This is a genomic window from Nocardia rhizosphaerihabitans (genome assembly GCF_014646295.1).
Taxonomy (GTDB): domain Bacteria; phylum Actinomycetota; class Actinomycetes; order Mycobacteriales; family Mycobacteriaceae; genus Nocardia; species Nocardia rhizosphaerihabitans.
In genome coordinates this window covers 1-21,379 of record NZ_BMNE01000012.1, presented here as the reverse complement: position 1 = coordinate 21,379, position 21,379 = coordinate 1, and the positions used below count along the sequence as shown (strand labels likewise).

Here is a 21,379-nt window from a genome sequence, read left to right as displayed (position 1 = left end):
GCTAGCCGGTGTCACGGATTCCCGCCTCAGGCTTGCACCTGGAGCACATCGTTCAACGTCACCATCGACAGGTTGCGTTCTTTGATGATGTCGACGAGCCGGCCGTAGCAGTGGGTGACCGGCGGGAAGTTCGCGTGGCCGATGATGATGGACTGGGCCGCGAAATACTTTCGGGCGCACTCGATCAGGTATTCCTCGGTGATCAGGCCCGAGTCGGACAGGGAGCCGTACCACATGGCGGGGACAGTGTAGCCGAGGTCGGCGGCGACCTTGTCGACGGTGGCGTTGTGGTAGCCGAAGGGCGGGCGGTAGAACGGGGTGCCGTCGACGCCGAAGTTGTTGCGCAGGAAGTCTTTTGTGCGGCCGAGCTGGTCGGCGACGCCGCTCGCGCCGATCTTGGTGAGCGCGGCGTGGTTCCAGGTGTGGTTGCCGAGCTGGATCTGACCCGAATCGACCAGCGGGCGCAGGGCGTCGCGGTGGATCGTCCAGGATTCGTAGTAGCCGGTGACGAAGAAGGTGAAGCGGGCGCCGGTGTCCTTGGCCCACTGCACGTACGCGCCGACCACCTCGGGGCTGGCGCCGTCGTCGACGGTGAGGGCCATGCTGGTGCCCTGGCCGGGCAGCGCGGCGATGGTTCCGGGGCCGATGATCGACTTCGGGCCGCCCGGCGGGGGCGGCAGCAGTGCCCTGGTAGCGGGCGGCGCCGGGATATCACCGCCCGAACCGGCGTTCACGGCCTCGCCCTCCGCGGTCGCGCAGCCGGTCAGCGCCACGGCGGTACCCGCGGCCAGCAGCGCCAGCATTCGACGTCGTTCCACCTGCGAAACCCCTCCTCGCACCAGGTGCTCGCACGGAGCACGGACCAATCAGCGAGACCGTATCGGCGGAATCCGTCGATTCGCTGAACAGCTGGGCACTCGGCTCGGAACATACCGAACATCGCCGCGCCTGCGGCTCGTCGACTGGCGTAATCGGTGCAGTATTTCGGCGCCGATCGCGCGACTACGCCGGTCGAAGCACGATCTCGGTCGGGTGCCCGTCGCGCGGGGTGTCGACGGCGATCCGGACCGCCCCCGCCACCGTCTCCGGAGTGAGGAATTCCTCCGGCTTGTACTCGCGACCCTCGTCGGCGACGATCGCCCGCTGCATGTCGGTGTCGATGCGGCCGGGGAACAACGAGGTCACCCGCAGTGTCGGCTCCTCCAGCCGCAGGGCGTCGGCGAAGGCACGCAGGCCGAACTTGCTCGCCGCGTACGAACCCCAGCCCGGGTTCGCGCGCAGGCCGGCACCCGAATTGATCAGCACCACATGACCGTTCGCGGCGCGCAGCGCGGGCAGCAGCAGCCTGGTCAGCTCGGCGACCGCGATCAGGTTGACCTCGAGCGTGCTGCGCCACTGCTCCACCGACGACTCGGCGACAGTCCCGAGATCGGCGATGCCCGCATTGTGGACGAGCACGTCGAGCCGCTCGATCTCGCTCGCCGCGGCGGCCACGGCCGGATAGTCGGTGAGGGCGACGGGCCAGCCGGTCGCGCCGGGCAGTTCGGCGAGGATCGGCGCGAGCGCGTCGGCGGAGCGGGCGCCGAGCAGCAGGTCGCGGGTCGGCGCGAGTTCACGAGCGATCGCCGCGCCGAGGCCGCGGCTGGCGCCGGTGATCAGAGCGGTCGGGGCGGGAGTACTGGTCACCGTCATGCGTCCCACGCTAACCGGCCGCCCCGCTCGGCGGACCGGACCCCGTGCACCACTCATTTCCGGCAAACCGGGCGCAGCGCCGCCAAGATCTCGACACCATGGCCGTTTCCGCGCAGATCAGCGGCGGGCGCTAGTACCGTCGGGCTATGACCGATCCCCGGTACAACTACGGACAGGCAAACCCGCAGTATCCCCAGGTGCAGGACCAGCCGCCCGCACCGAAGGTCAATATCGGCAAGTTGTGGGCCGGTGGTATCGGCACCGCGGTGGTGGCCGCGCTGCTGGTCGTGGTCGCGATCATGCTGGTGCGCGGGGTGCTCGGCATCGCGATCCTCTCGCCCGAGGGTGCGGGCGCCTACGGCACGGTGTCGACCACTTCCTATGCCCTGGCGGCGGCGGGCGCGGCGCTGCTGGCGACGGCGCTGCTGATGGTGCTGCTGCTGGCCATGCCGAGCCCGCTGACCTTCTTCACCTGGATCTGCCTGCTCGTCACCGCGGTCGCGGTCATCCTGCCGTTCACCCTGGTCGCCGACATGGACGCCAAGATCGCGACCGCGGTGATCAATCTGCTCGTCGGTCTGTGCATCACCACCATGCTCAGCTCGGTCGGCTCGGCGGCCCAGAACGACCCGCGTCAAGCGGGGTACTGACCATCACAGCCGTGCCGAGATGCCATCGGCCCTGCTCCGCCGCAGAATAGACGGATGACCGACCCAGGGTTCACCCCCACGCAGCTCGCGGCCCGTGCCGCCTACCTCCTGCGCGGCAACGACCTGGGGACGATGACCAGCGCCGCGCCCCGCCTCTATCCACACATGTGGAGCTGGGACGCGGCGTTCGTCGCGGTCGGGCTCGCGCCGTTGAGCGTGGAGCGCGCGGTCGTCGAACTGGACACGCTGCTCTCGGCGCAGTGGAAGAACGGGATGATCCCGCACATCGTCTTCGCCAACGGCGTAGACGGGTATTTCCCCGGGCCCGCCCGCTGGGAGTGCCGCAAGCTGGCCGCCAACGCGCCCGACGGACCCGACACCTCCGGCATCACCCAGCCGCCGGTGCACGCGATCGCGGTCCAGCGCATCCTCGACCATTCCCGCAGGCACGGCCGCTCGACCAGGGCCGTCGCCGAGGAATTCCTGAACCGCCGCTGGCCGGATCTGGTGCGCTGGCACCGCTGGCTCGCACACGCCCGCGACCCGAAGGAGAACGGGCGGGTGACGCTGTACCACGGCTGGGAATCCGGGATGGACAACTCGCCGCGCTGGGACCGCGCCTACGCGAATGTGCTCCCCGGCGCCGACCTGCCCCCGTACCGGCGCGCCGACACCGTGGTCATCTCCGACCCGACCCAGCGGCCGAGCGATCGCGAATACGACCGCTACCTGTGGCTGGTCGAGCAGATGCGGCGGGCGAACTACGACGACTACCAGCTCACCTCGGTGATGAGTTTCGCCGTGGAGGACGTGTTCGTCTCGGCGATCTTCGCGCTGGCCTGCGAGGTGCTCGCCGATATCGGCGAGGAGTACAAACAGCCGCACGCCGATGTCCGCGAATTGCACGCCTGGGCCGAGCGATTCCGCAAGGGTGTCGTCGCCACCACCGACGAACGGACCGGCGCCGCACGGGATTACGACGTGCGGCTGCAACGCTGGATCGGCACCGAGACGCTGGCCATGTTCGCGCCGCTGCTCTCCGGCGGGCTGCCCCGCCATGCCGAGCGCGCGCTGCTCAACACCTTCGAGGGCCCGCGCTTCTGCGGTCACCCCGATCTGCGCTACGCCCTGCCGCCGTCGACCTCCCCGGTCGCCAAGGACTTCCGGTCACGCGAGTACTGGCGCGGCCCGGTCTGGCCGGTGATGAGCTGGCTGTTCTCCTGGGCCTTCGCCCGCCGCGGCTGGGCCGAACGCGCCTACATGCTGCGCGCGGAAGGCCTGCGCCAGGCCGCCGACGGCAGCTTCGCCGAGTACTACGAGCCGTTCACCGGCGCCCCGCTGGGCAGCATGCAGCAATCCTGGACCGCCGCTTCGGTTCTCGACTGGCTCGGCTGAGTCAGTACTCGCCCGCGGCGGTCGGCGACTCGACGGTGATGCCGAGTTCGCGGGCCAGGGTGGCGGCCAGCGATTCCAGGTCACCGCCCCGGATGGTGGCGCCGCGCAGGGCGGTCAGGCCGTAGACGCCGGTGAGGTCGCAGTCCTCGAAACGCAGGTTCTGCTGGGGACGGGAATCGGAGAACCTGGCACCGGTGAGATTGCACCGCTCGAAGCGGACGTTGCGGAACTCGGTGCGCTGGAAATCGGCCTGGCGCAGGTCGCAGTCGCGGAACACCACTGTGCGCAACCGGGACTCGGCGAACGAGGCCATGTCCGCGCGCGTCGAATCGATCAGCACATCGCGCAGAACGCCTGCGGTCCAGGACACTCCGGTGAGCCTGCCGTGCGCGATCTCGGTCTCGAACATCGACGAGTCGTCAGCCTGCACATTGGCGAGATCGCAGACACGCAGCGCGGATTCGGTGATCGTGGCCTGGCGAAGTGTGCTCGGAAAACGGACGCTGTCGAACAGACAGCCCTCGGCGCTGAACCCGTACGCGTGGACCTCGGCAAAGTCGGCGCCACGATATTCGGCATCCTCGACTGCGCGGTCGTCAGCCGGATCGTCGTCCGGCGATGCCGCTGGCCGCAACGCGCCGAGCGCCGCCACCGCGGGCTCGAACCGCACCTCACGCTTGCGCGCCGCCATGGTCCACCACTCCCGTCGTCCGATGTCGGCACCAACATACGGCCACCCACCGACGACAAAACCGTCACTCGCCCAGTCGAGTGACGGTTCCGTCAGCGGGGTTGCCGGTCAGACGCCGATGCGGCCGCTGTTCTTCTTCCACACGACCGCGACCGCGGGGCGGGGCTGGGCGGTGCCGCCGTCGGGCCAGTGGGATTGCGGGTTGTCGGGGGTGGCGTCGTCGGACTCGCCCGGGTGCTGGACCGAGACGATGACGCGCTGTTCGGTGACGATCGGACCGCAGGTCTCCGCGCCGCGGGGGACGGTGAGGAACTGCTTGGTCTCACCGCGGTTGGGGCCGTCGAGGATCACCGAGAACAGGCCGTCGTTGGCCTTGAGGGCGTTGCCGTCGGTGGAGATCCACAGGTTGCCGTACGGGTCGAAGGCCAGGTTGTCCGGGCAGGAGATCGGGCTGACCTTGGACTTGTCGAAGCCGGCGAAGTAGGTGTCGGCGGCGGCGGGGTCACCGCAGACCAGCAGCAGCGACCAGGTGAAGTCGGTGCCGGTGTGGTTGTCGGTGAGCTCGAGGACCTGGCCGTTCTTGTTCAGCTTGCGCGGGTTGGCCTCGTCGGCACCCGGCTTGCCGTCGGCACCACGATTGGAGTTGTTGGTCAGCGCCACATAGACCTTGCCGGTGGTCGGGTTCGTCTCGAAGTCCTCAGGGCGGTCCATTTTGGTCGCGCCGACCTTGTCACCGGCAAGGCGGGTGAACACGGCGACCTCCTCGGCGGACATGCCGTCGACCATCGACGTGCCCTTGCCGTCGGCACCGGTCCGCAGCAACGGAATCCACTGTCCCTTACCGGTGAATCCGCCGGTGGGGACCTTGCCCGATCCGTCGATCTCGGCGGCATGGTCACCGGTCAGCTTGGCGACATACAGCGTTCCCTCGTCGAGGATCGTCATATTGTGCCGCATGCTCGACGCGCCTGTACCCGGCTGCACCTTCTTGGCTGAGACGAATTTGTACATGTAGTCGAAGCGCTCGTCGTCACCGCTGTAGGCGACGACGCTGCCGTCACCGGTCACGTGGATGGTGGCGGCCTCGTGCTTGAACCGGCCGAGGGAGGTGTGCTTGACCGGAACGGAAGTCGCATCCCACGGGTTGACCTCCACGACGTAGCCGAACCGGTTGACCTCGTTCGGTTCCTGGGCGACGTCGAACCGTGGATCGAACCGCTCCCACTTGCGCTCGGAGGCCGCGCCTTCGATGCCGTAGCGCTTCAACCGGGCGGCGGCCGCCGGATCGCTGACCGTGGCGGCGTTACCGAAGTACTGGTTGAAGTTCTCCTCGCCGGACAGCACAGTGCCCCACGGGGTCACACCGCCCGAGCAGTTGTTCAGGGTGCCGAGCACCTTCGTCCCGGTCGGGTCTGCCTTCGTCTTGAGCAATTCGCTACCCGCGGCCGGGCCGGTGACCACGAACTCCGTCGTGGCGGTGAGGCGGCGGTTGTATTTGCCGAAGGCAGGCTTCAGCTCGCCCGAGCCGGACTCGCCGTGTACTTCGACGACGCTGAGACCGTGGCTGGCCAGCGCGATGTCGAACTGCTCGCGGGTCGGCTCGTCCTTGTTGTAGCCGCGGAACATCATCGGCTCGGTGCTGTACTCATGGCTTACCACCAGCAGGTACTTGTCGGCCGTGCCCTCTATCGGCAGCAGACCCGCGAAATCGCAGTTGTAGCCGAACTGTGCCGCCGCGGCCGCGGCCGTCTGCTTGTCGAAGTCGAATTGCGGCGCGCCCTCGAGCACCGGGTCACCCCAGCGGATCACTACCGACTGCTCGTATCCGTCCGGGATCACGACCGCGTCGTCCTTGTTCGGGGCGACCGCGGTGAATCCGGTGCCGGAGCCGGGCGAGCCAGTCGGCGCAGACCCCGTGCCGGAGCTGTCGTCGCCGCACGCCGCCAGAGCGCTCGCCGCGCCGACCCCGAGGACAACGGCGGCGCCACCCTTGATCAAGCCGCGGCGGTTGAGGGTCGCGACGATGTCGCCGAAGTACTCACCGGGCGAGGTGTTGGGCACCTCGTGGAAGCAGGCGTTGCCGCACTTGTATTCACAGGTCAGGGCGGCGCGTGCCGACTGACCGTCGTGCTTGACGAACAGGGCGAGCGGTTTCGGACTCACGGTGACTCCTGAGTAGATCGGACTCCGGGCACGGTAAGCAGCTCAGGCGAGCCGTCGGGAAAGCGAAGATGAACGCACGACCAAAACTCGGCGAGTGCTGTCCTCGCCGAGTTTCGGGTGGTCCGGTTGTCATCAGGCATTGACCGGGAGCGCGATCACCACCTCCTGCTCGTTGCCGGGCAGATAGTGCACCTGCAGTATCCGCCCGACCTGCACCAGCCCGACCGCCGACGGCGGCAGGTACTTCTCGGCGCGGGTCTCGAAGGTGCTGCCGTCCGGGCGGGTCACCACCAGGCCGAGCACGATCTCGGTGTACCCGCCGCGGATCCGGCCGGGGACGTCGAGGCTGCGGACGACCGCCTGGGCGGCCAGGCCGCGCTCGGCGATGTCGAGCTTGGCGCGGGTGGTGAAGCCCTTGCGGATGAGCGACTCGTTCATCGCCCGCTGCGCGGCGCCGGAGTCACCGGAGCGGTCGACCTCGACCTTGTCGATGCGGCCCGGCAGATACCGGACCGGCAGCACGACGCCGGGCTGCAGCAGCGCCAGCTCGGTGAGCGGCACGATCATCTTGGCGGCCGAGTCGAAGACCTTCCCGTCCGCGCCTTCGACCCGGAATTCGATCTTGACCTGCGGCTGGTCATTGACCGAGACGCCGGTCTGACGGAACGAGACGACAGTGCCGATGCCCACCTCGGCATCGCGGAACTCCGAGCTGTTGCGGCCGGTGAAGGCCTCCAGAATGCCGTCGCCGGTGAAGGCGAAGACCATCGGCACGATGGTCAGGGCGATGATCGGCAGCGCCATCTGCGGGCCGACCCAGCCGAGCATGCTGCCGGTGAACTCGTCGGGGGTGTAGGTGAGGCCGTAGTAGAGGTAGTAGCCGATGGACAGGATCCCGAAGGCGACCGCGGCCGCACGGAGCTTGGATTTCATGATTCCTCCTCGTGAAGTGATGCGACCGGGTCGCGACAGGGTCAGGCGATCGTGGTGCAGGCGAAGGTGATGTCGAACTTGGCGGTGGCCGGGCCCGCCAGCGGGTTGGTCATGTCGGGGGCGCTGACGCCCTCGCCGGTGATGCGGAAGGTGTTGCCGTCCTTGGCGAGCGTGGCCGAGCCGCCGGGCTGGCCGTTGCCGTAGCCGACGGCGTAGGGCAGGCCGTTCGAGCCGCCCTGGGTGCCCGCGATGGCCACCGCCTGGACGGTGTCGCCCTCGACCGAGGCGCTGACCGAGAGGTTGCCGTAGGTGGCGTTGGCCAGGTCGGTCAGTGCCAGCGCGAGGGTGCCGCCCTGCTTGGCGCAGGTGGTGTCGAACTTGGCGGTGAATTCCTTGCCGTCGACGCTCGCGGTGGACTTGCCCGCGGCCGGGGCAGGCGCGGCCGAGCCGGTGCTGCTCGGGGTCGAGCTGCTGCCGGAGTCGCTGCAGCCGGTGACGAACAGCGCGGTGGCGGCGGCGGAAGCGGCGAGGCCTGCGATCAGCTTGGTGTTCATGATGTTTTCCGTTCTCTCGGTGTGAGCGGGTCGATGACCCGTTGAGAGAAAGGTAGAAATCTCCCGGCGCCTACCGATCCCAACTTTTCGCCGGGTCACCTGCCGGAAATGCCGTTAACCTGGTCGAATGCGAAGACCCCGCGCCATGGCGCTCGACGAGGTGTGGCGCGGTCTCGACGGTGTCGAGGCGCTCAGCGGCCCCCAGGGCGGCCCGTTGCGGCGCACCGTCAAGTTGATCCTCGATCCGCTGGTCATCCGGCCGGTGCAGCATCCGCTGTGCGCGGGCACCGTGCTCTGCGCCGACGGTGTCACCCTGCTGACCTCGCTGGTCCTCGCCCACTCCGATGCGTTGCGCGCCTGCGCGGACTGGTTCACGGTGCTCAAACAGGTACGGCGCGCACTGCGGATCACCGAGGGCAATGCCCAGGACCTGTACTTCCAGCGCTGCTTCGAACTGGCCACCGTGCACGGAACGCCCGGCCTCGACGGGCGGGCCAGGGCCGAGGCGACGCTGCGCGAGATCCACGACAGCACCGGCGGGCGCACCACCACGGCCTTGAAAGCCCATGTGACCGAGCCGAATCGGCTGGTGGAGCTCACGGCGCTGCTCGATCTCGCCTGGCGCAGGCGACCACTGTCCGATTACGGTGCCCGCGATCTGTCATCCGCGCTGACCGAACTGCTCGAGGCGAGCACGCTGGCCCGCGACGGCGACCCGGCCGACGCAGGCCCCCTGCTCGACGAGCTGATCGAAGATCAAGTCGGCACCCATCGTGGCATCGCCCTGTGGCGATCACACCCGGCCGACGGCGCCGACGATCTCGGCCTGACTGTGCACACCTGTCCCCAACGCCCCGACCTGGGCGCCTCCGCGTCGACCGCCAATCTCGGCCTGCCGTTCGATCGGACCGTCTACGAGCGAGTCTTCACCGTGCTCCAGGGCAGCATCGACCGCACCGACCTGCCCGGCATCCCGGAATTGGTGACCACCGAGATCTCCCGCAGTTGCTCACCGTGGGGTCTGCTCGACGAGTCGCTGCGCGTGACTGCGGCAGCTGGATGCGAACTGGCACTGGGTCTCTCGCCGATCGGCGCGCCCTTCCCCAGCCCACGTGCCAACAGTAGAGCTGCGCTCGGCCACGGCGCCGATGCTCGCGCGGGCGGGATGACGGCCGGAAGCGAGGGTGGTGGCACAGCGCCCGACAGCGGGCCTTCGCGCGCGCACGAGGTGGTGAACAGTCGCTGGCGGCGGGAAGCGTATGTGCTGCAAGCTCGGCGGTACGCGGTGCATGTGGTCGACGGTGCGACGGGTCCGCTGGCTGCCGTCGCCGCCGAGCTGCACACCCCGTGGCGGCCGTATCTGCGCAGGTTGTGGGTCCGATTGCATGGGCGGGACGTGCGGGAGATGCCGGTGATCGAGCCGGGTGAGCTGTGGGATCTGCTCGACGGGGTCGCGCGCTCGGTGATCCTGGACCATCGGGCCAGGGTGAAGCAGGCGCTCACCAGCATGGGCGAGCATGCGGCGGCGGAAGCGAGGGCGAGCTGATGACGACGATCCGCATCCAGCGCGCGGCGGGCATCGTGACGCTGGTCCCGCCGGGTGCCACCGGCGGGCAACTCTCGGCGACGACGGGGGCACAGCCTGCGCCGACGGTGCTCGACGATATGCCCGACCTCGACGTTCTCGTGCTGGAAGTGATCGGCGGCCACCTGTCGTGGAATCTGTTTGCCGGACAACCCCTTCCGGCTGCCGTACTCGATGACCCGGAATCCGCGCAGGACTGGCTGTGGGCGGTCTACGGCGAAGACGTCGCGCTCGCCGTCGCCGACACCGCGCTCGCCCACGCCCACGCCGACGCCGACGCCGAGGCCACCCTCGGCGATGCCGACGCGAGTGCCGATGTCGATGCAGATGCCATGAGGCACCACATGCCCTCTGCCGTTCCTGCGCGACCGGAGTTGGTCAACGCCCTGCACCGACTCGCATACGCGCACTGGGCAGCTCGGTGGTGGCCGGCGTCGACCGTCGACGGGATCCCCGCCCTCGATCCCGATCTGCTGGCCGCCGAGATCACCGAGCTGACCGACGCGTGCGACACCGCACTCGACGGTGCCGACGCCGAGCCGTTCGCCCGACCCGGGTCCTCGACTCGATTCGATCTGCCGCCCGGGTTCGGCACCATCACGGGACACGAACCGCTCGATACCGGATCAGGAGCCGACCAGGGTCGGGGTGCCGTCCCGAGCGAACACCCTGGCGGCGCACCGAATCGCGAGACGGCCCGCGATGGTGACCACGGACCGAGCGAATCAACCAGCCGCACACCAGACCACGAAACCGCGCGCGATGGCACACACGAACTGAGCGAAACCTTGGGCCGCGCGGACGACTACGCGCTGGCGGCAGGCGGAGCGACGTCGATGGGCGGTGGGCTGATCATCGCGCGCGGTAGTGGCGAATGGGATTGGCGGCGTTGCCCGCCCGGAATTCTCGACCCGGGCGAGAACGCGGTGTCTTGGCAGGTGGCGCGGACTGCCGAGACATCGACGGTGCAGGTCAGTGTGGTTGCCGCCCCGGACTGTAGACGTGGGGTCCCCGAGCACCTGCGGCCGTACATGCGGGTGCGCACGGCCCAGCCCGCCCGCACGAGACCGTCACCCTCGGACGACGTGGAGTTCACGACGCCGTTGCACCTGCGGGGCGACGCCTGGACGGGATCCGTCCAGATCCCAGGCCCGCCTGAAACATCGCCTGAGGTGACCATTTTCGTTCCCGGCGTCGGTCCCGCAAATCCTCCGCACGAGGAGTCGGAGGTTCGTGCTCGGATCCGCCGGTTCGCCCGCCTTCGCCTCACCGAGCTCACCGGCGACTCGCTCCTGACCGCCGAAGCGGCGGCTGCCGGGGCGGACGAGGACTTCTGATGGCCATCACCTGCGCTGAGCGTCCACTGATCGCCACGGTGGTGCGGAATTCGACCGCGAGCGAAGACTGTGCGCAGAGCGCGGATCGGGGATAGGGATGGCAGCGACCGGTAGGCCCTCCGACCAGGACGACGCCCAGCTCACCGCGGGGTACGCGGCATATCAGCGTGGTGACGTGGTCGAGGCGATGGAGATCTTCGAGCGGGCCGCCGCTGGCGCCGCGCCGCGGTTGCGGAGTGCGGCGCTGATCAATGCCGCGAGTATGGCCGATGAGCTCGGTGATCATCGGCGGTCGGTGACGTTGTTCCGGACCGCGCTGGCCGTCATGCCTGATGACGCGGCGCATCAGCGTCCTGCCGCACTGGTCAATCTGTCGCAGGCACTGCAGCATCTCGGTGATTTCGATGCCGCGCAAGAAGTGCTCGAGGAAGCGCGGGCGCTGCTGGCCGAGGGAACCGATCAGGGTCTGTTGCGGGTGGCGTGCCTGCTCTCGCTGACCGCGGTCGCGCTACATCGGCAGCAGTGGGCGCGCGCGGGTGAACTCGCGACCGAATCCCTGCTTGTGACCGAGCGTTTCGCGCCGGAACTGGCCGGTCACCCCTTGATGAACTTGGCGGCGAGTTCGTTCGAGACCGGTCGCCGGGAACTGGCCATCGATTTCGCCCGGCAGGGTGTGGCCGCTTTCGTCGCGGCGGGCGATGCCGCCTCCGTCGCCGAGTCGCAGCAGAATCTGGCCACCATGCTGGTGCGCGCGGGGCGCCTCGACGAGGCCGACGAGCCGCTGCGCGCCAGTCAGCAGTTCTTCGAGGCCGCCGAGCTGGGACATTGGTCCGGGACCGGCGCCAAGACGATGGGCTTCCTCGCCGAGAACAGAGGCGACTTGGACACGGCGCGAACGTATTACGAGCAGGCCCTCCAGCGATTCGATGCGACCGGCGCCGTGGTGGACGCGGCGGATGTCCGGCTGCGCCTGGCCACGGTCGCCTGCGCCGAAGGGGATCTCGCGCAAGGTGAGGAACTGCTGGCGGCGGCGTTCGCGGTCTACTCCGCACACGGACTCGGCATGCACTGCGCCCAGCTCGACTACTGGCACGCCGAACTCCTGCACGCCACCATCGAACAAGCGCCGCAGCCCGATCCGGCAGTGCTCGCCCGCGCTGTCACCCTCGCGGTTTCGTCGGCACTGGCCATCGAGGCGGTGCGCCACACCCTCCCCAACGGCAACCAGCGCGAGCACTGGCACCGCACCGTAGCCGAACCGGCCATGCGCCTGGCCTTCCGCTGCTCTGCCCGCTCCGGCAATGGTCAGCTGGTGAGCGATCTGGTCGACAGCCTCTGCGCGGGAACAACTCTCGATCCCACCGCCTTCGCGGACACGACCGCCCCCACGCTGGAGTTCCAGCTGTTGGATCCCACGCCCATCGAACAGATCGCCACTCCCGCATTGCAGCTGGGCGCGGCACTCGCCGACGTGGCGGCCGCGGCCGGAATCCCCGTCGCTCCCCCACCGCGATTGACCGAGAACGGCCGAATAGTGCTGGCGGACTTCATCTCCTACGCCGAGCGGCGCTACGGTCGTCCCGTCCGCGACGAGCGGGTGATCGCACTATGACACCGCCAACTGTTCCGGCTTCCGACGCGCCTACCGCATTCATACGAATGGCCGACGCAGGCGATGTCTACGTGTCCTGGCGCTGGGACGATGAAGCGCTGGCGCGCGGCGTGGGCGTGATCCCCCAGGAAGACGTCCGGGCGACGCTGCGGCAGCTGGCCGACGCGGTGCCGAATCCATCGCGGCCCGACGAGCTGCGGCGAGTGATGACCACGGGCGCGCTCGCCGAGCCGAATGCGGAAACCCTGCTGGCGCAGGCGCTATCCCGAACCCTGCTGCCGTACGCGCTGGCTGTGCAGCTCTACGAGCTGTCGCAGCGCGGAGTTCGACCGCATCTGCGGATTCAGCCGTCACCACGGTTGGCGCAGGTGCCGTGGGAGATCATCGCGCCCGATCCGCAGATCCGGCTGCTCGATATCGCCGATGTCAGCTTGCTGGCCCCCGTGTCGGTGGTTCACTCGCCGGAGCGAATCGTGCGCCGCTGGAGCAATACTCGGGAGCTGCCGGTGATCGCGGTACTCGATCCCCGTGTTCCCGGGTTCAGAGCCGACTCCGAGCTCGGTTCCGTCCTCGGCAGGCCGAACGCGGAAACGCCGGTGACCCAGCACTTCCGGAGCTACGGCGACCGGGTGGTCCCCAGGGCCACCGACCCGGTCGACCTGTTCCGCCGAACCGATACCGATCGCACCTGGCTATCCGAGGTACTCAGGGCGGGCGCGAGCAGACTCGTCTACGTCGGCCATGTCACCTCTCCCGCACCGGAATCCGGCGAGAGCGAGCACGCCGAACTGCACCTGAGCTGCACCGCCGACACCCGTGGCTTCGCGGCACCGAATCGCACGCACCGCCCGCTCTCGGCCAAGGACCTCCTGCTCGGCACCTACACCATCGACCCGTCGCCGGTGCCGGGCCGAACACTGTGGCCGATGCCGAGCCGCGTCGCCCTCATCGCCTGCGAAAGCGGCGGCGACCTGCGCTTCACCGAAGCACTCGGGCTGACCACCGCGGCGCTGTCCGCCGGCGCCGAACTGGTGACGGCGACCCGCTGGCCGCTGCCCACCGACCACGCCTTCCACACTCTCACCGACACCACGGCCTACCCGCTGCAGGCCGCCATCTGCGCCGTGGACACCGCCCACGATTCACCCACACCCATCCCCACCCTGCTGACCTGGCAACGAGCACAACTGGCCGCATGGCGCAGCGACCCGGCCCCGGAGAACTCCCCGCTGCTCTGGTCCGCCTTCGCCACCGTGGCCGACTGACCTATTCGGGCAGGCCGAGCCCCGCGGCCAGGACCGGCCAGGACCGGTAGAAGGCATCGCGCCAGTAGCCCCAGGAGTGGGTGCCGGTGGCTTGACGGTCGAAGGTCGCCGGGATCTGCAGCTCGCTCAGCCTGGCCTCGAGATTGCGCGTGCACCAGTTGACCGCGGCTTCGATGATGCCCCCGACAACGAGCTGATTCGCCAGGCCGAACGGCGTCGGGTTCATCATGTACGGGTCGTCGATGCGATCGTGCGAACCCGGCAGGCCGGAAGCGTCGGAGACGAACAGCCTCGTGCCACGCAGTTTTTCGGCGTGCACGACCGGGTCGTTGGCGGCCCAGGCCGGATCGTCGTCGGCGCCGTACATGTTGCGGACGTCGCCGCCGCCGTAGGTTTCCACCACCAGTTTGGTGAACTGCTTGCCGATCGGGTCGGCGATCTGCGCGCAGCCGCTGTAACCGGCGACGGACTGGTAGAAGCCCGGCCTTGCCTCCGCCAGCTGCAAGACGGCCGTCGCGGTCATCGAGTTGGCGGCGATGGCGTTGACTCCGTTGGTGCCCAAGGCCTGATCGACCAGCGGCGGCAACTCGTCGAGCAGGAAGGTGCGCCATTTGTTGCGACCCAGCGCCGGGTCGTCTTGCTGCCAGTCGGTGTAGTACGCCCAGGCGCCGCCGATCGGCATCACCACGTTGACGTCCTTGGTAGCGAGGAAGTCACCGACATCGGTGTTCTGCCACCAGGTCGCCCGGTCCTCGCCACCGCCCGCGCCGTTGAGCAGATACAGCACCGGCCGCGGTTGCGACGCATCGGCGGGACGCTGCACCCGCACCGTGATGCCCCTGTTCATCGCGGCGGAGAAGACGAACATGGTCAGATTGCGATCATCGACCCTGCTGGAGATGATGTGCGATCCGTCGGCCGTGGTCGGCGAGGCGAGCAGCTTCTTCGACTCGATGATCGGATCGCGGCCCTCGGCCAGGCCGTTGCCCGCGCCGAAGGTGGCGACGCAGGCCGCCAGCATGCTGCCGGCGAGACCGAAAGCCATGGCGCGCCTGATTGATGTGCCCATCTGCCGAAACTCTCCACTTCGTGAATCGGCAGACATACCACTGGCCGCCAGAACACTCCAGAGAGTATCCGGGCAGATGATCGATCGTCGAGCCAGAAGTATTGCGGGGACGCGAAATCCACCCGGACGCGCGATCCGGGTGGAATCAGCCGGTCAGTGTTCGTCGTAGTGACCGTCGTGCGCCGCGTGGCGGTGGCCGTCGTGGATGTAGTCGACGTGGTCGCCGTGCGGGACCGCGACATGGCCGCAGCCGGGGCCGTGGACGTGGTCGTGCGCGGCGGTGTGCTCGACGTGTGCCGAGGCCTCGCACTCGTCGAAGTGGCCCGCGTGTTCACGGTGCAGGTGGCCGTCGTGGACGTAGTCGACGTGGTCGCCGTGCGGGACGGCGACATGGCCGCAGGTGGGGCCGTGGACGTGGGTGTGTTCGGGGTGCTCTACGTGTGCCGTTGTCATGCGGATCTCCCTGTACTCGTACCGGTCGATTGCAGCTGGAACACGTCCGACATTAGCAGTTGCGCATGCGTTGCTGCGACCTCGCCGACCGGCCGGAAGACCTGGTCAGAGGACCTGATCGAGGAAGCGGCGCAGTCGCGGGGTCTTGGCGTCGTCGAACAGCGCGTCGGGTGTGCCGGTCTCCACCACGACGCCCTGATCCATGAACACGACGCTGTCGGAGACGCTGCGGGCGAAGCCCATCTCGTGGGTCACCACGATCATCGACATGCCGCCCGAGGCGAGATCGGCCATCAGCGCGAGCACGCCCTTGACCAGTTCCGGGTCGAGCGCCGACGTGGCCTCGTCGAAGAACATCAGCTCCGGCTTCATGGCGAGCGCGCGGGCGATGGCGACGCGCTGCTGCTGGCCGCCCGACAGCGCGGCGGGCCTGGCGTCGGCCTTGCCTGCCAGGCCGACGATCTCGAGCTGTTCCAGCGCCAGCGCCCGTGCCTGCTCGGCGGACAGGCCGCGCAGCTTGCGCGGGCCGAGCGCGACGTTGTCGGCCACGGTCTTGTGCGGGAACAGGTTGAAGTGCTGGAACACCATGCCGATGCGCTGACGCAGCTTGTCGGGGTCCTCGCGCAGCACCGACTTGCCGTCGAGCAGCACGTCACCGGAGTCGGGCTCGTGCAGGCGGTTGAGCACGCGCAGCAACGTCGACTTGCCCGAGCCGGACGGGCCGATGACGGTCGTCGCGTGCCCGGCCTCGACGTGGATGTCGACACCGCGCAGGATGTGGTTGTTGCCCAGCGTCAGGTTCAGACCGGTGCCGGTCAGCGATGCACTCACGCTGTGACTCCTTCGCATGCTCGGGCGCCCTGCGTGGTTACGCGAGCTGCCTCCTCCGGGCGCTGACCGATCATGCGCCGCGTCCTTCCGTGATGACGGCCTGCTCGATCGGGTCGGCGGGCGTCGGTTTTCCGGTGCGCATCCGGCCGTCGATGTAGTTCACCAGGTGGGTGAGCGGGATGGTCAGCACCAGGTACATCAGGCCCGCCGCGACCAGCGGGGACAGGTTGCCGGTCTGGGCGTTGAGGTCGCGGCCGACGGCGAACAGTTCCCGCTGGGAGGCGAGCAGGCCGAGGAAATAGATCAGCGAGGAGTCCTTGATCAGCGCGATGAACTGGTTCATCAGCGCGGGCAGCACCCGGCGCACACCCTGCGGGATCACCACCAGCGTCATCGCCTGGCGGTAGCCGAAACCGATGGCGCGCGCGGCCTCGAGCTGGCCCGGTTCGACTGATTGGATACCGGAGCGGAAGATCTCGCCGATGTAGGCGGCCGCGAGCAGCGCCAGCGCGACCGCGCCGAGCCAGTACGGATTGCCGCCGGTGATTCCCCTGGTCACCGGACCGATGCCGAGGCCGATCAGCAGGATGATCACGACGGCGGGCAGGCCGCGGAAGATATCGGTGTAGACGCGGGCGGGCCAGCGCAGCCAGCGGGTGCGGGAGATCCCCATCACCGCGAGGATCATGCCGAGCACGGTGCCGAGGACGCCCGAGACCACCGCCAGGATCAGCGTATTCGGCAAGCCCGTCTTGATCAGGTCGGGAAAGGCCTTGCGGTACAACGACCAGTCGAAGAACGTGTCCTTCAACTGTTCGATGGTCGACTTCTGCGTCGCCTGTTCGGTCTCGCCGGGTCCCTGCTCGGCGGCGATCGCGGCGAAGTCCGGAAGTTGCGGCGCGGGTGCGGCTTTGGAGCCGGGCTTCCAGCCGGGTGGCAGTTCGCGCGGCACCCAGTCGGCGTAGAGACTGGCGTAGGTGCCGTCGGCGATCACCGCGTCCAGACCGGAGTTCAGCGCGTCGATGAGCGGCTGGTTGTTCTTGGCGACGGCGTAGCCGACGAAGTTGTCCAGGCTGAAGGTGTTCTCCGACACCACGATTCCGTCACCGGGCTTGATCGCGCCCTCGGCCTGCGCCGACGGCGCGACCCAGGCATCGACCTGACCGGACTTCAGGTTCGCGTAAGCGGTGTTGTAGTCGGGGAACTTCACCGGGTCCAGCCGCAGCTGGTTCACCACGAACTCGTCCTGCACCGTGCCCTGCACGACCGCGATGCGGGTGCCGGCGTTCAGGTCGCCGAAGCCCTTGATGGCGCTGCCCTGCGGCACCACCAGCGAGAAATAGCCGAAGTCGTAGCCGTTGGTGAAGCCGACCAGCTCGCGGCGGGCATCGGTGGTCGTGATGTTGGACGAGCCGACATCGAACCGCTTGCCCGACACCTGCGCGAGCAGACCGGCGAACTCGGTGCCCGAGAACTCGACCCGCAGGCCGAGTTTGGCCGCGATCGCCTTCAGCAGCTCGTTGTCGAAACCGGTGAACGAGCCCTGCCCGTTCACGCAGATGCTCGGCGGCGCGTCCGACAGCGTGCCGACGCTCAGCGTGCCCGGGGTGAGCAGGCCGAGCTTGCTCGTGTCGATCGACTCGATCGGGGCGGTGGTCTGCGTCGTGTACCGGTCGGTGCCCGCGGTCTCCGAGGAGGCGAGGTTGTTCGGCGCCGCCGAGGCGGCGCTCTGGCCCGGCGGGGAACACAGATCCCGCGGCGCCGTCTCGCTGTCCCCGCCACCACACCCGGTCGCGGCCACGCCGACGAGCAGCAACAACGCGGCGATCCGCGCCCGGGTTCGCACAGCACGCACACCAGCCATGGCGATAAACCCTAGCCGTTAGCTTGCGCAGCGACGGTTACGCGTGCCTGGTGGCGACGCGGATCACCTGGTCAGGCGAGTCCTTCGAGCGGCTCGGGGTTCACGTCGTCGCGCCACTCGATCGCCTGCTCGACCGTGGTGAGGTCGTAGTCGGGACCGGAAACGCCCACGGTGAACAGGGTGACGCCGGCCGTGTGCAACGCGTCAGCTTTCGCCCGGCCCGGCCACGGCACCGACCGTTCGATTCGCGACGCGTCGGCGCCGGCGGCCGCCGCGTGCTCGGCAAGGACCTTGTTCTTGTGCGCCAGGGCGTCGAGATCGGCGAAGGAATGCCAGATGTCGGCGTACTCGGCGACCAGCCGCAGCGTCTTGCGCTCGCCGCCACCGCCGATGAGGATCGGGATCTCCCTGGTCGGCGCCGGATTCAGCTTCGCGAGCCTGGCTTTGATCCGGGGCAGACTGTCCTTCAGCAGGTTCAGCCGGGTGCCCGGTGTGCCGAACTCGTAGCCGTATTCGTCGTAGTCGTGCTGGAACCAGCCCGCGCCGATGCTGAGGATGAGCCTGCCGTCGCTGATGTGGTCGACGGTGCGGGCCATATCGGCGAGCAGATCGGGATTGCGGTAGCCGCCGCCGGTGACCAGCGCGCCGATCTCGACCCGCTCGGTCTGTTCGGCCCAGGCGCCGAGCATCGTCCAGCATTCGAAATGCGCGCCGACCGGGTCGCCGGTGAGCGGGAAGAAATGGTCCCAGTTGAAGACGATGTCGACGCCGGCGTCCTCGGCACGCAACACCGCGTCGCGGATGAGCGCGTACTCGGGCGCGTGCTGTGGCTGAAGCTGGACTCCGATACGAACTGGACGACTCATACCGTGCTCCTCCGCACTCGGGTTGGCTCCGCGACCGAGGCTACCCGGAATCCGGCGCCGCCTCCCGGCGGCCGCTACGATCCCTGCGACCCTGTACTCGGATCGTCCGGCACGTTCCTGCCGGGATGGGATGTTGATCTACGCATGGCTACCGTGACCTTCGACCGCGCCACCAGGCTTTACGCCGGTGCGACAACACCGGCCGTCGACGCACTGGATCTGGAGATCGCCGACGGCGAATTCCTGGTCCTCGTCGGCCCCTCCGGTTGCGGCAAGTCCACCTCGCTGCGGATGCTCGCCGGCCTCGAAGAGGTCAACGGCGGACGCATCCTGATCGGCGACAACGACGTCACCCATGCCGAGCCCAAGGATCGCGATATCGCGATGGTGTTCCAGAACTACGCGCTCTACCCGCACATGTCGGTCGCGGAGAACATGGGCTTCGCGCTGAAGCTGGCCAAGGTGTCCAAGGCCGAACGCGACGAGCGGGTGCTGGCCGCGGCCAAGCTGCTCGACCTCGAGCAGTACCTGGACCGCAAGCCCAAGGCGCTCTCGGGCGGTCAGCGTCAGCGCGTGGCGATGGGCCGCGCGATCGTGCGCCAGCCGCAGGTGTTCCTGATGGACGAGCCGCTGTCGAACCTCGATGCCAAGCTGCGCGTGCAGACCCGCACCCAGATCGCCCAACTGCAGCGCAGGCTCGGCACCACCACCGTCTACGTCACCCACGACCAGGTCGAGGCGATGACGATGGGTGATCGCGTCGCCGTGCTCAAGGACGGGCTGCTGCAGCAGTGCGCGTCCCCGCGTGACCTCTACCGCGATCCGGCGAACATGTTCGTCGCCGGGTTCATGGGCTCGCCCGCGATGAACCTGTTCACGCTGCCCGTCGCCGACGGCGCCGTCACCATCGGTGGCTACCCGGTGCCGGTGCCGCGCGCGGTGGCCGACGCGGGTGCGGGCACGGTCGTGCTCGGTATCCGGCCGGAGCACCTCGAGGTGGGCGACGGCGGTCTGCGGATGGAGGTCGACGTGGTCGAGGAGCTCGGCTCCGACGCCTACGTCTACGGTCGCGCGGCCTCCGACGGCCCGAACGGGCAGACCGGGGAAACGATTGTGGCGCGGGTGGATTGGCGTAATCCGCCGGCCAAGGGCGAGCTGCTGCGGCTGACCGTCGATCCTGAGCACGTGTACTTCTTCGGCGCGCAGGACGGCCGCCGGCTGCGCTGAGCGGCGCGGGCCGGGGCGAGCCGGTCGGATTCCGGCCGGTTCAGTCGCCGCGGTGGTCGAGTTCGCGCTGCAGGGCGGTGTTGATGCGCTGGGCCTCGGCGAGCTGATCTTCCAGGATCACGATGCGGCACGAGGCCTCGAGCGCGTTGCCCGCGTCGACGAGTTCGCGCACGCGCGCGGCGATCCGCAGCTGGTAGCGCGAGTAGCGGCGGTGCCCACCCGCCGAGCGCTGCGGGGTCAGCAGCCGCGCGGCGTCGAGGCCGCGCAGAAACGCTTGGGTGACGCCGAGTATCTCCGCGGCGCGCCCCATGCTGTAGGCGGGGTAATCGTCGTCGTCGAGCTTGTCCGCGGCGCTGAGGCCGTCGGCGGGATCGATGTTCGGGTGCTGCACGAGACCTCTCGGATTCAACGCCGGAAGGCCCCGGCGCACTGGGCGCCGGGGCCTTGATTTCGACTGAGGGATTGATTCAACTGCTTTCACCGGCCGCGAGGGCCGATCTGAGACACCGCATCCGACAACTCCCGGGATGCGGGACTGGTAAATGACTGCTCAGTGACCACCACCTCCTGGATTGTCGGTCCTACCGGATCGATCGACAGTGACTGTATACCCAGCCGTCGAGAATGTCTACACCCGCCACGACAGATTTACTCCATCCGTCGAAGACGGCGCCGGGCGCCGCAGGGGGGCACACCGTCCATGACCTCGGTCCACCACGTGTCGAGGGGACTGGGTTCGGGCCAGCGGACCACGGTCGGCTCGCCGGTCACAGCCGGGTGCCGGTCAGTAGGCGAGGCAGGAGAGGTCGTCATCGTCGTCGGCATAGGGAACGCTCCATGCTTGGTCGATACGGTCGGCGAGGTCTGCGGTGTCGATGCCGTGCTCGGACTCGTCGGCGTGCACCGCGGTGACGTTCAGGCCGAGGTCGCGGTCGGAGTCGAAGACGAAGGTCTCCTGCTCGGCGCGATCAGCCTCGGCGGCGGTCGGTAAGACGGTCATCGGATCCTCCTCGAAACGGCTGTCGGGCAGGATGTGTGGCCGGCGGCCGGGCCGATCGGCCCGGCCGGCCCGCGGGTCAGGCGTTGATGGCCTGGCGTTCGCTGTCGCGGGCGATCTCGATCTTGCGCGGCTTGGCCTTCTCCGCGACCGGGATCGACAGGCGAAGTACCCCGTTGCGGTAGTCGGCGCGGA

20 protein-coding genes are annotated in these 21,379 nt (G+C 68.6%); 7 read left to right on the top strand and 13 right to left on the bottom strand.

What is annotated here, in order from left to right; genetic code table 11:
• Positions 1-26 precede the first annotated feature (26 nt).
• Both IEY60_RS32410 and IEY60_RS32405 read right to left on the bottom strand, forming a co-directional pair.
• The gene (locus tag IEY60_RS32410) at positions 27-803 is read right to left on the bottom strand and encodes a polysaccharide deacetylase family protein (RefSeq protein WP_189034505.1); all 777 of its coding nucleotides are present in this window, start codon (positions 801-803) and stop codon (positions 27-29) included.
• A gap of 199 nt (positions 804-1,002) precedes the next feature.
• Positions 1,003-1,692, bottom strand: a complete 690-nt coding sequence (locus IEY60_RS32405) for an SDR family oxidoreductase (RefSeq protein ID WP_189034352.1) — start codon at positions 1,690-1,692, stop codon at positions 1,003-1,005.
• A 146-nt stretch (positions 1,693-1,838) separates the two neighbouring features.
• Between IEY60_RS32405 and IEY60_RS32400 the strand changes: the two genes are divergently transcribed.
• Together IEY60_RS32400 and ggh are read left to right on the top strand one after the other, a co-directional pair.
• The gene (locus tag IEY60_RS32400) at positions 1,839-2,342 is read left to right on the top strand and encodes a DUF6069 family protein (RefSeq protein WP_189034351.1); all 504 of its coding nucleotides are present in this window, start codon (positions 1,839-1,841) and stop codon (positions 2,340-2,342) included.
• 54 nt (positions 2,343-2,396) lie between these two features.
• A complete protein-coding gene (gene ggh / locus IEY60_RS32395) occupies positions 2,397-3,737 on the top strand; it encodes a glucosylglycerate hydrolase (RefSeq protein ID WP_189034350.1) in 1,341 nt (446 codons plus the stop codon).
• A 1-nt stretch (position 3,738) separates the two neighbouring features.
• Here ggh and IEY60_RS32390 read toward each other — a convergent pair whose 3' ends face one another.
• The 4 genes from IEY60_RS32390 to IEY60_RS32375 all read right to left on the bottom strand — a co-directional run bounded on the left by IEY60_RS32390 (position 3,739) and on the right by IEY60_RS32375 (position 8,078).
• Positions 3,739-4,428, bottom strand: coding sequence for a pentapeptide repeat-containing protein (locus tag IEY60_RS32390; RefSeq protein WP_189034349.1), 690 nt, complete (start codon positions 4,426-4,428; stop codon positions 3,739-3,741).
• 108 nt (positions 4,429-4,536) lie between these two features.
• On the bottom strand, positions 4,537-6,591 hold the full coding sequence (locus tag IEY60_RS32385; RefSeq protein ID WP_189034348.1) for a PhoX family protein: 2,055 nt from the start codon (positions 6,589-6,591) through the stop codon (positions 4,537-4,539).
• A gap of 132 nt (positions 6,592-6,723) precedes the next feature.
• Positions 6,724-7,524 (bottom strand): hypothetical protein, encoded by an 801-nt coding sequence (locus IEY60_RS32380; protein WP_189034347.1) that lies wholly within the window; start codon positions 7,522-7,524, stop codon positions 6,724-6,726.
• A gap of 41 nt (positions 7,525-7,565) precedes the next feature.
• Positions 7,566-8,078, bottom strand: coding sequence for a lipoprotein LpqH (locus IEY60_RS32375; protein ID WP_189034346.1), 513 nt, complete (start codon positions 8,076-8,078; stop codon positions 7,566-7,568).
• Positions 8,079-8,223: 145 nt separating this feature from the next.
• Here IEY60_RS32375 and IEY60_RS32370 point away from each other — a divergent pair, with 145 nt between their 5' ends.
• From IEY60_RS32370 to IEY60_RS32355, 4 genes are all read left to right on the top strand, one after another.
• Positions 8,224-9,624 carry a hypothetical protein gene (locus IEY60_RS32370; protein WP_189034504.1) on the top strand — a complete coding sequence of 467 codons (1,401 nt, stop codon included), beginning with the start codon at positions 8,224-8,226 and terminating at the stop codon, positions 9,622-9,624.
• Positions 9,624-11,000 carry a hypothetical protein gene (locus IEY60_RS32365; protein WP_189034345.1) on the top strand — a complete coding sequence of 459 codons (1,377 nt, stop codon included), beginning with the start codon at positions 9,624-9,626 and terminating at the stop codon, positions 10,998-11,000. Before IEY60_RS32370 ends, IEY60_RS32365 begins: the two co-directional genes overlap by 1 nt.
• A gap of 97 nt (positions 11,001-11,097) precedes the next feature.
• On the top strand, positions 11,098-12,612 hold the full coding sequence (locus tag IEY60_RS32360; RefSeq protein ID WP_189034344.1) for a tetratricopeptide repeat protein: 1,515 nt from the start codon (positions 11,098-11,100) through the stop codon (positions 12,610-12,612).
• A 47-nt stretch (positions 12,613-12,659) separates the two neighbouring features.
• Positions 12,660-13,877, top strand: coding sequence for a CHAT domain-containing protein (locus IEY60_RS32355; RefSeq protein WP_308426151.1), 1,218 nt, complete (start codon positions 12,660-12,662; stop codon positions 13,875-13,877).
• Position 13,878: 1 nt separating this feature from the next.
• Here the strand turns inward: IEY60_RS32355 and IEY60_RS32350 are convergent, their stop codons facing one another.
• The 5 genes from IEY60_RS32350 to IEY60_RS32330 form a co-directional block, all read right to left on the bottom strand.
• Positions 13,879-14,946: an alpha/beta hydrolase gene (locus IEY60_RS32350; RefSeq protein WP_189034342.1), complete on the bottom strand. Its 1,068-nt coding sequence runs from the start codon at positions 14,944-14,946 to the stop codon at positions 13,879-13,881.
• Positions 14,947-15,099: 153 nt separating this feature from the next.
• Positions 15,100-15,399, bottom strand: a complete 300-nt coding sequence (locus IEY60_RS32345; protein ID WP_189034341.1) for a hypothetical protein — start codon at positions 15,397-15,399, stop codon at positions 15,100-15,102.
• A gap of 105 nt (positions 15,400-15,504) precedes the next feature.
• A complete protein-coding gene (locus tag IEY60_RS32340) occupies positions 15,505-16,230 on the bottom strand; it encodes an amino acid ABC transporter ATP-binding protein (protein ID WP_308426150.1) in 726 nt (241 codons plus the stop codon).
• 70 nt (positions 16,231-16,300) lie between these two features.
• On the bottom strand, positions 16,301-18,094 hold the full coding sequence (locus IEY60_RS32335) for an ABC transporter substrate-binding protein/permease (RefSeq protein WP_189034339.1): 1,794 nt from the start codon (positions 18,092-18,094) through the stop codon (positions 16,301-16,303).
• A 71-nt stretch (positions 18,095-18,165) separates the two neighbouring features.
• Positions 18,166-18,960 carry an LLM class F420-dependent oxidoreductase gene (locus IEY60_RS32330; RefSeq protein ID WP_189034338.1) on the bottom strand — a complete coding sequence of 265 codons (795 nt, stop codon included), beginning with the start codon at positions 18,958-18,960 and terminating at the stop codon, positions 18,166-18,168.
• Positions 18,961-19,104: 144 nt separating this feature from the next.
• Here IEY60_RS32330 and IEY60_RS32325 point away from each other — a divergent pair, with 144 nt between their 5' ends.
• Positions 19,105-20,187, top strand: a complete 1,083-nt coding sequence (locus tag IEY60_RS32325; RefSeq protein WP_189034337.1) for an ABC transporter ATP-binding protein — start codon at positions 19,105-19,107, stop codon at positions 20,185-20,187.
• 40 nt (positions 20,188-20,227) lie between these two features.
• Here IEY60_RS32325 and IEY60_RS32320 read toward each other — a convergent pair whose 3' ends face one another.
• Both IEY60_RS32320 and IEY60_RS32315 read right to left on the bottom strand, forming a co-directional pair.
• The gene (locus tag IEY60_RS32320) at positions 20,228-20,578 is read right to left on the bottom strand and encodes a MerR family transcriptional regulator (protein ID WP_229740322.1); all 351 of its coding nucleotides are present in this window, start codon (positions 20,576-20,578) and stop codon (positions 20,228-20,230) included.
• A gap of 393 nt (positions 20,579-20,971) precedes the next feature.
• Positions 20,972-21,187 (bottom strand): Rv3202a family protein, encoded by a 216-nt coding sequence (locus tag IEY60_RS32315; RefSeq protein WP_189034336.1) that lies wholly within the window; start codon positions 21,185-21,187, stop codon positions 20,972-20,974.
• Positions 21,188-21,379: the final 192 nt, after the last annotated feature.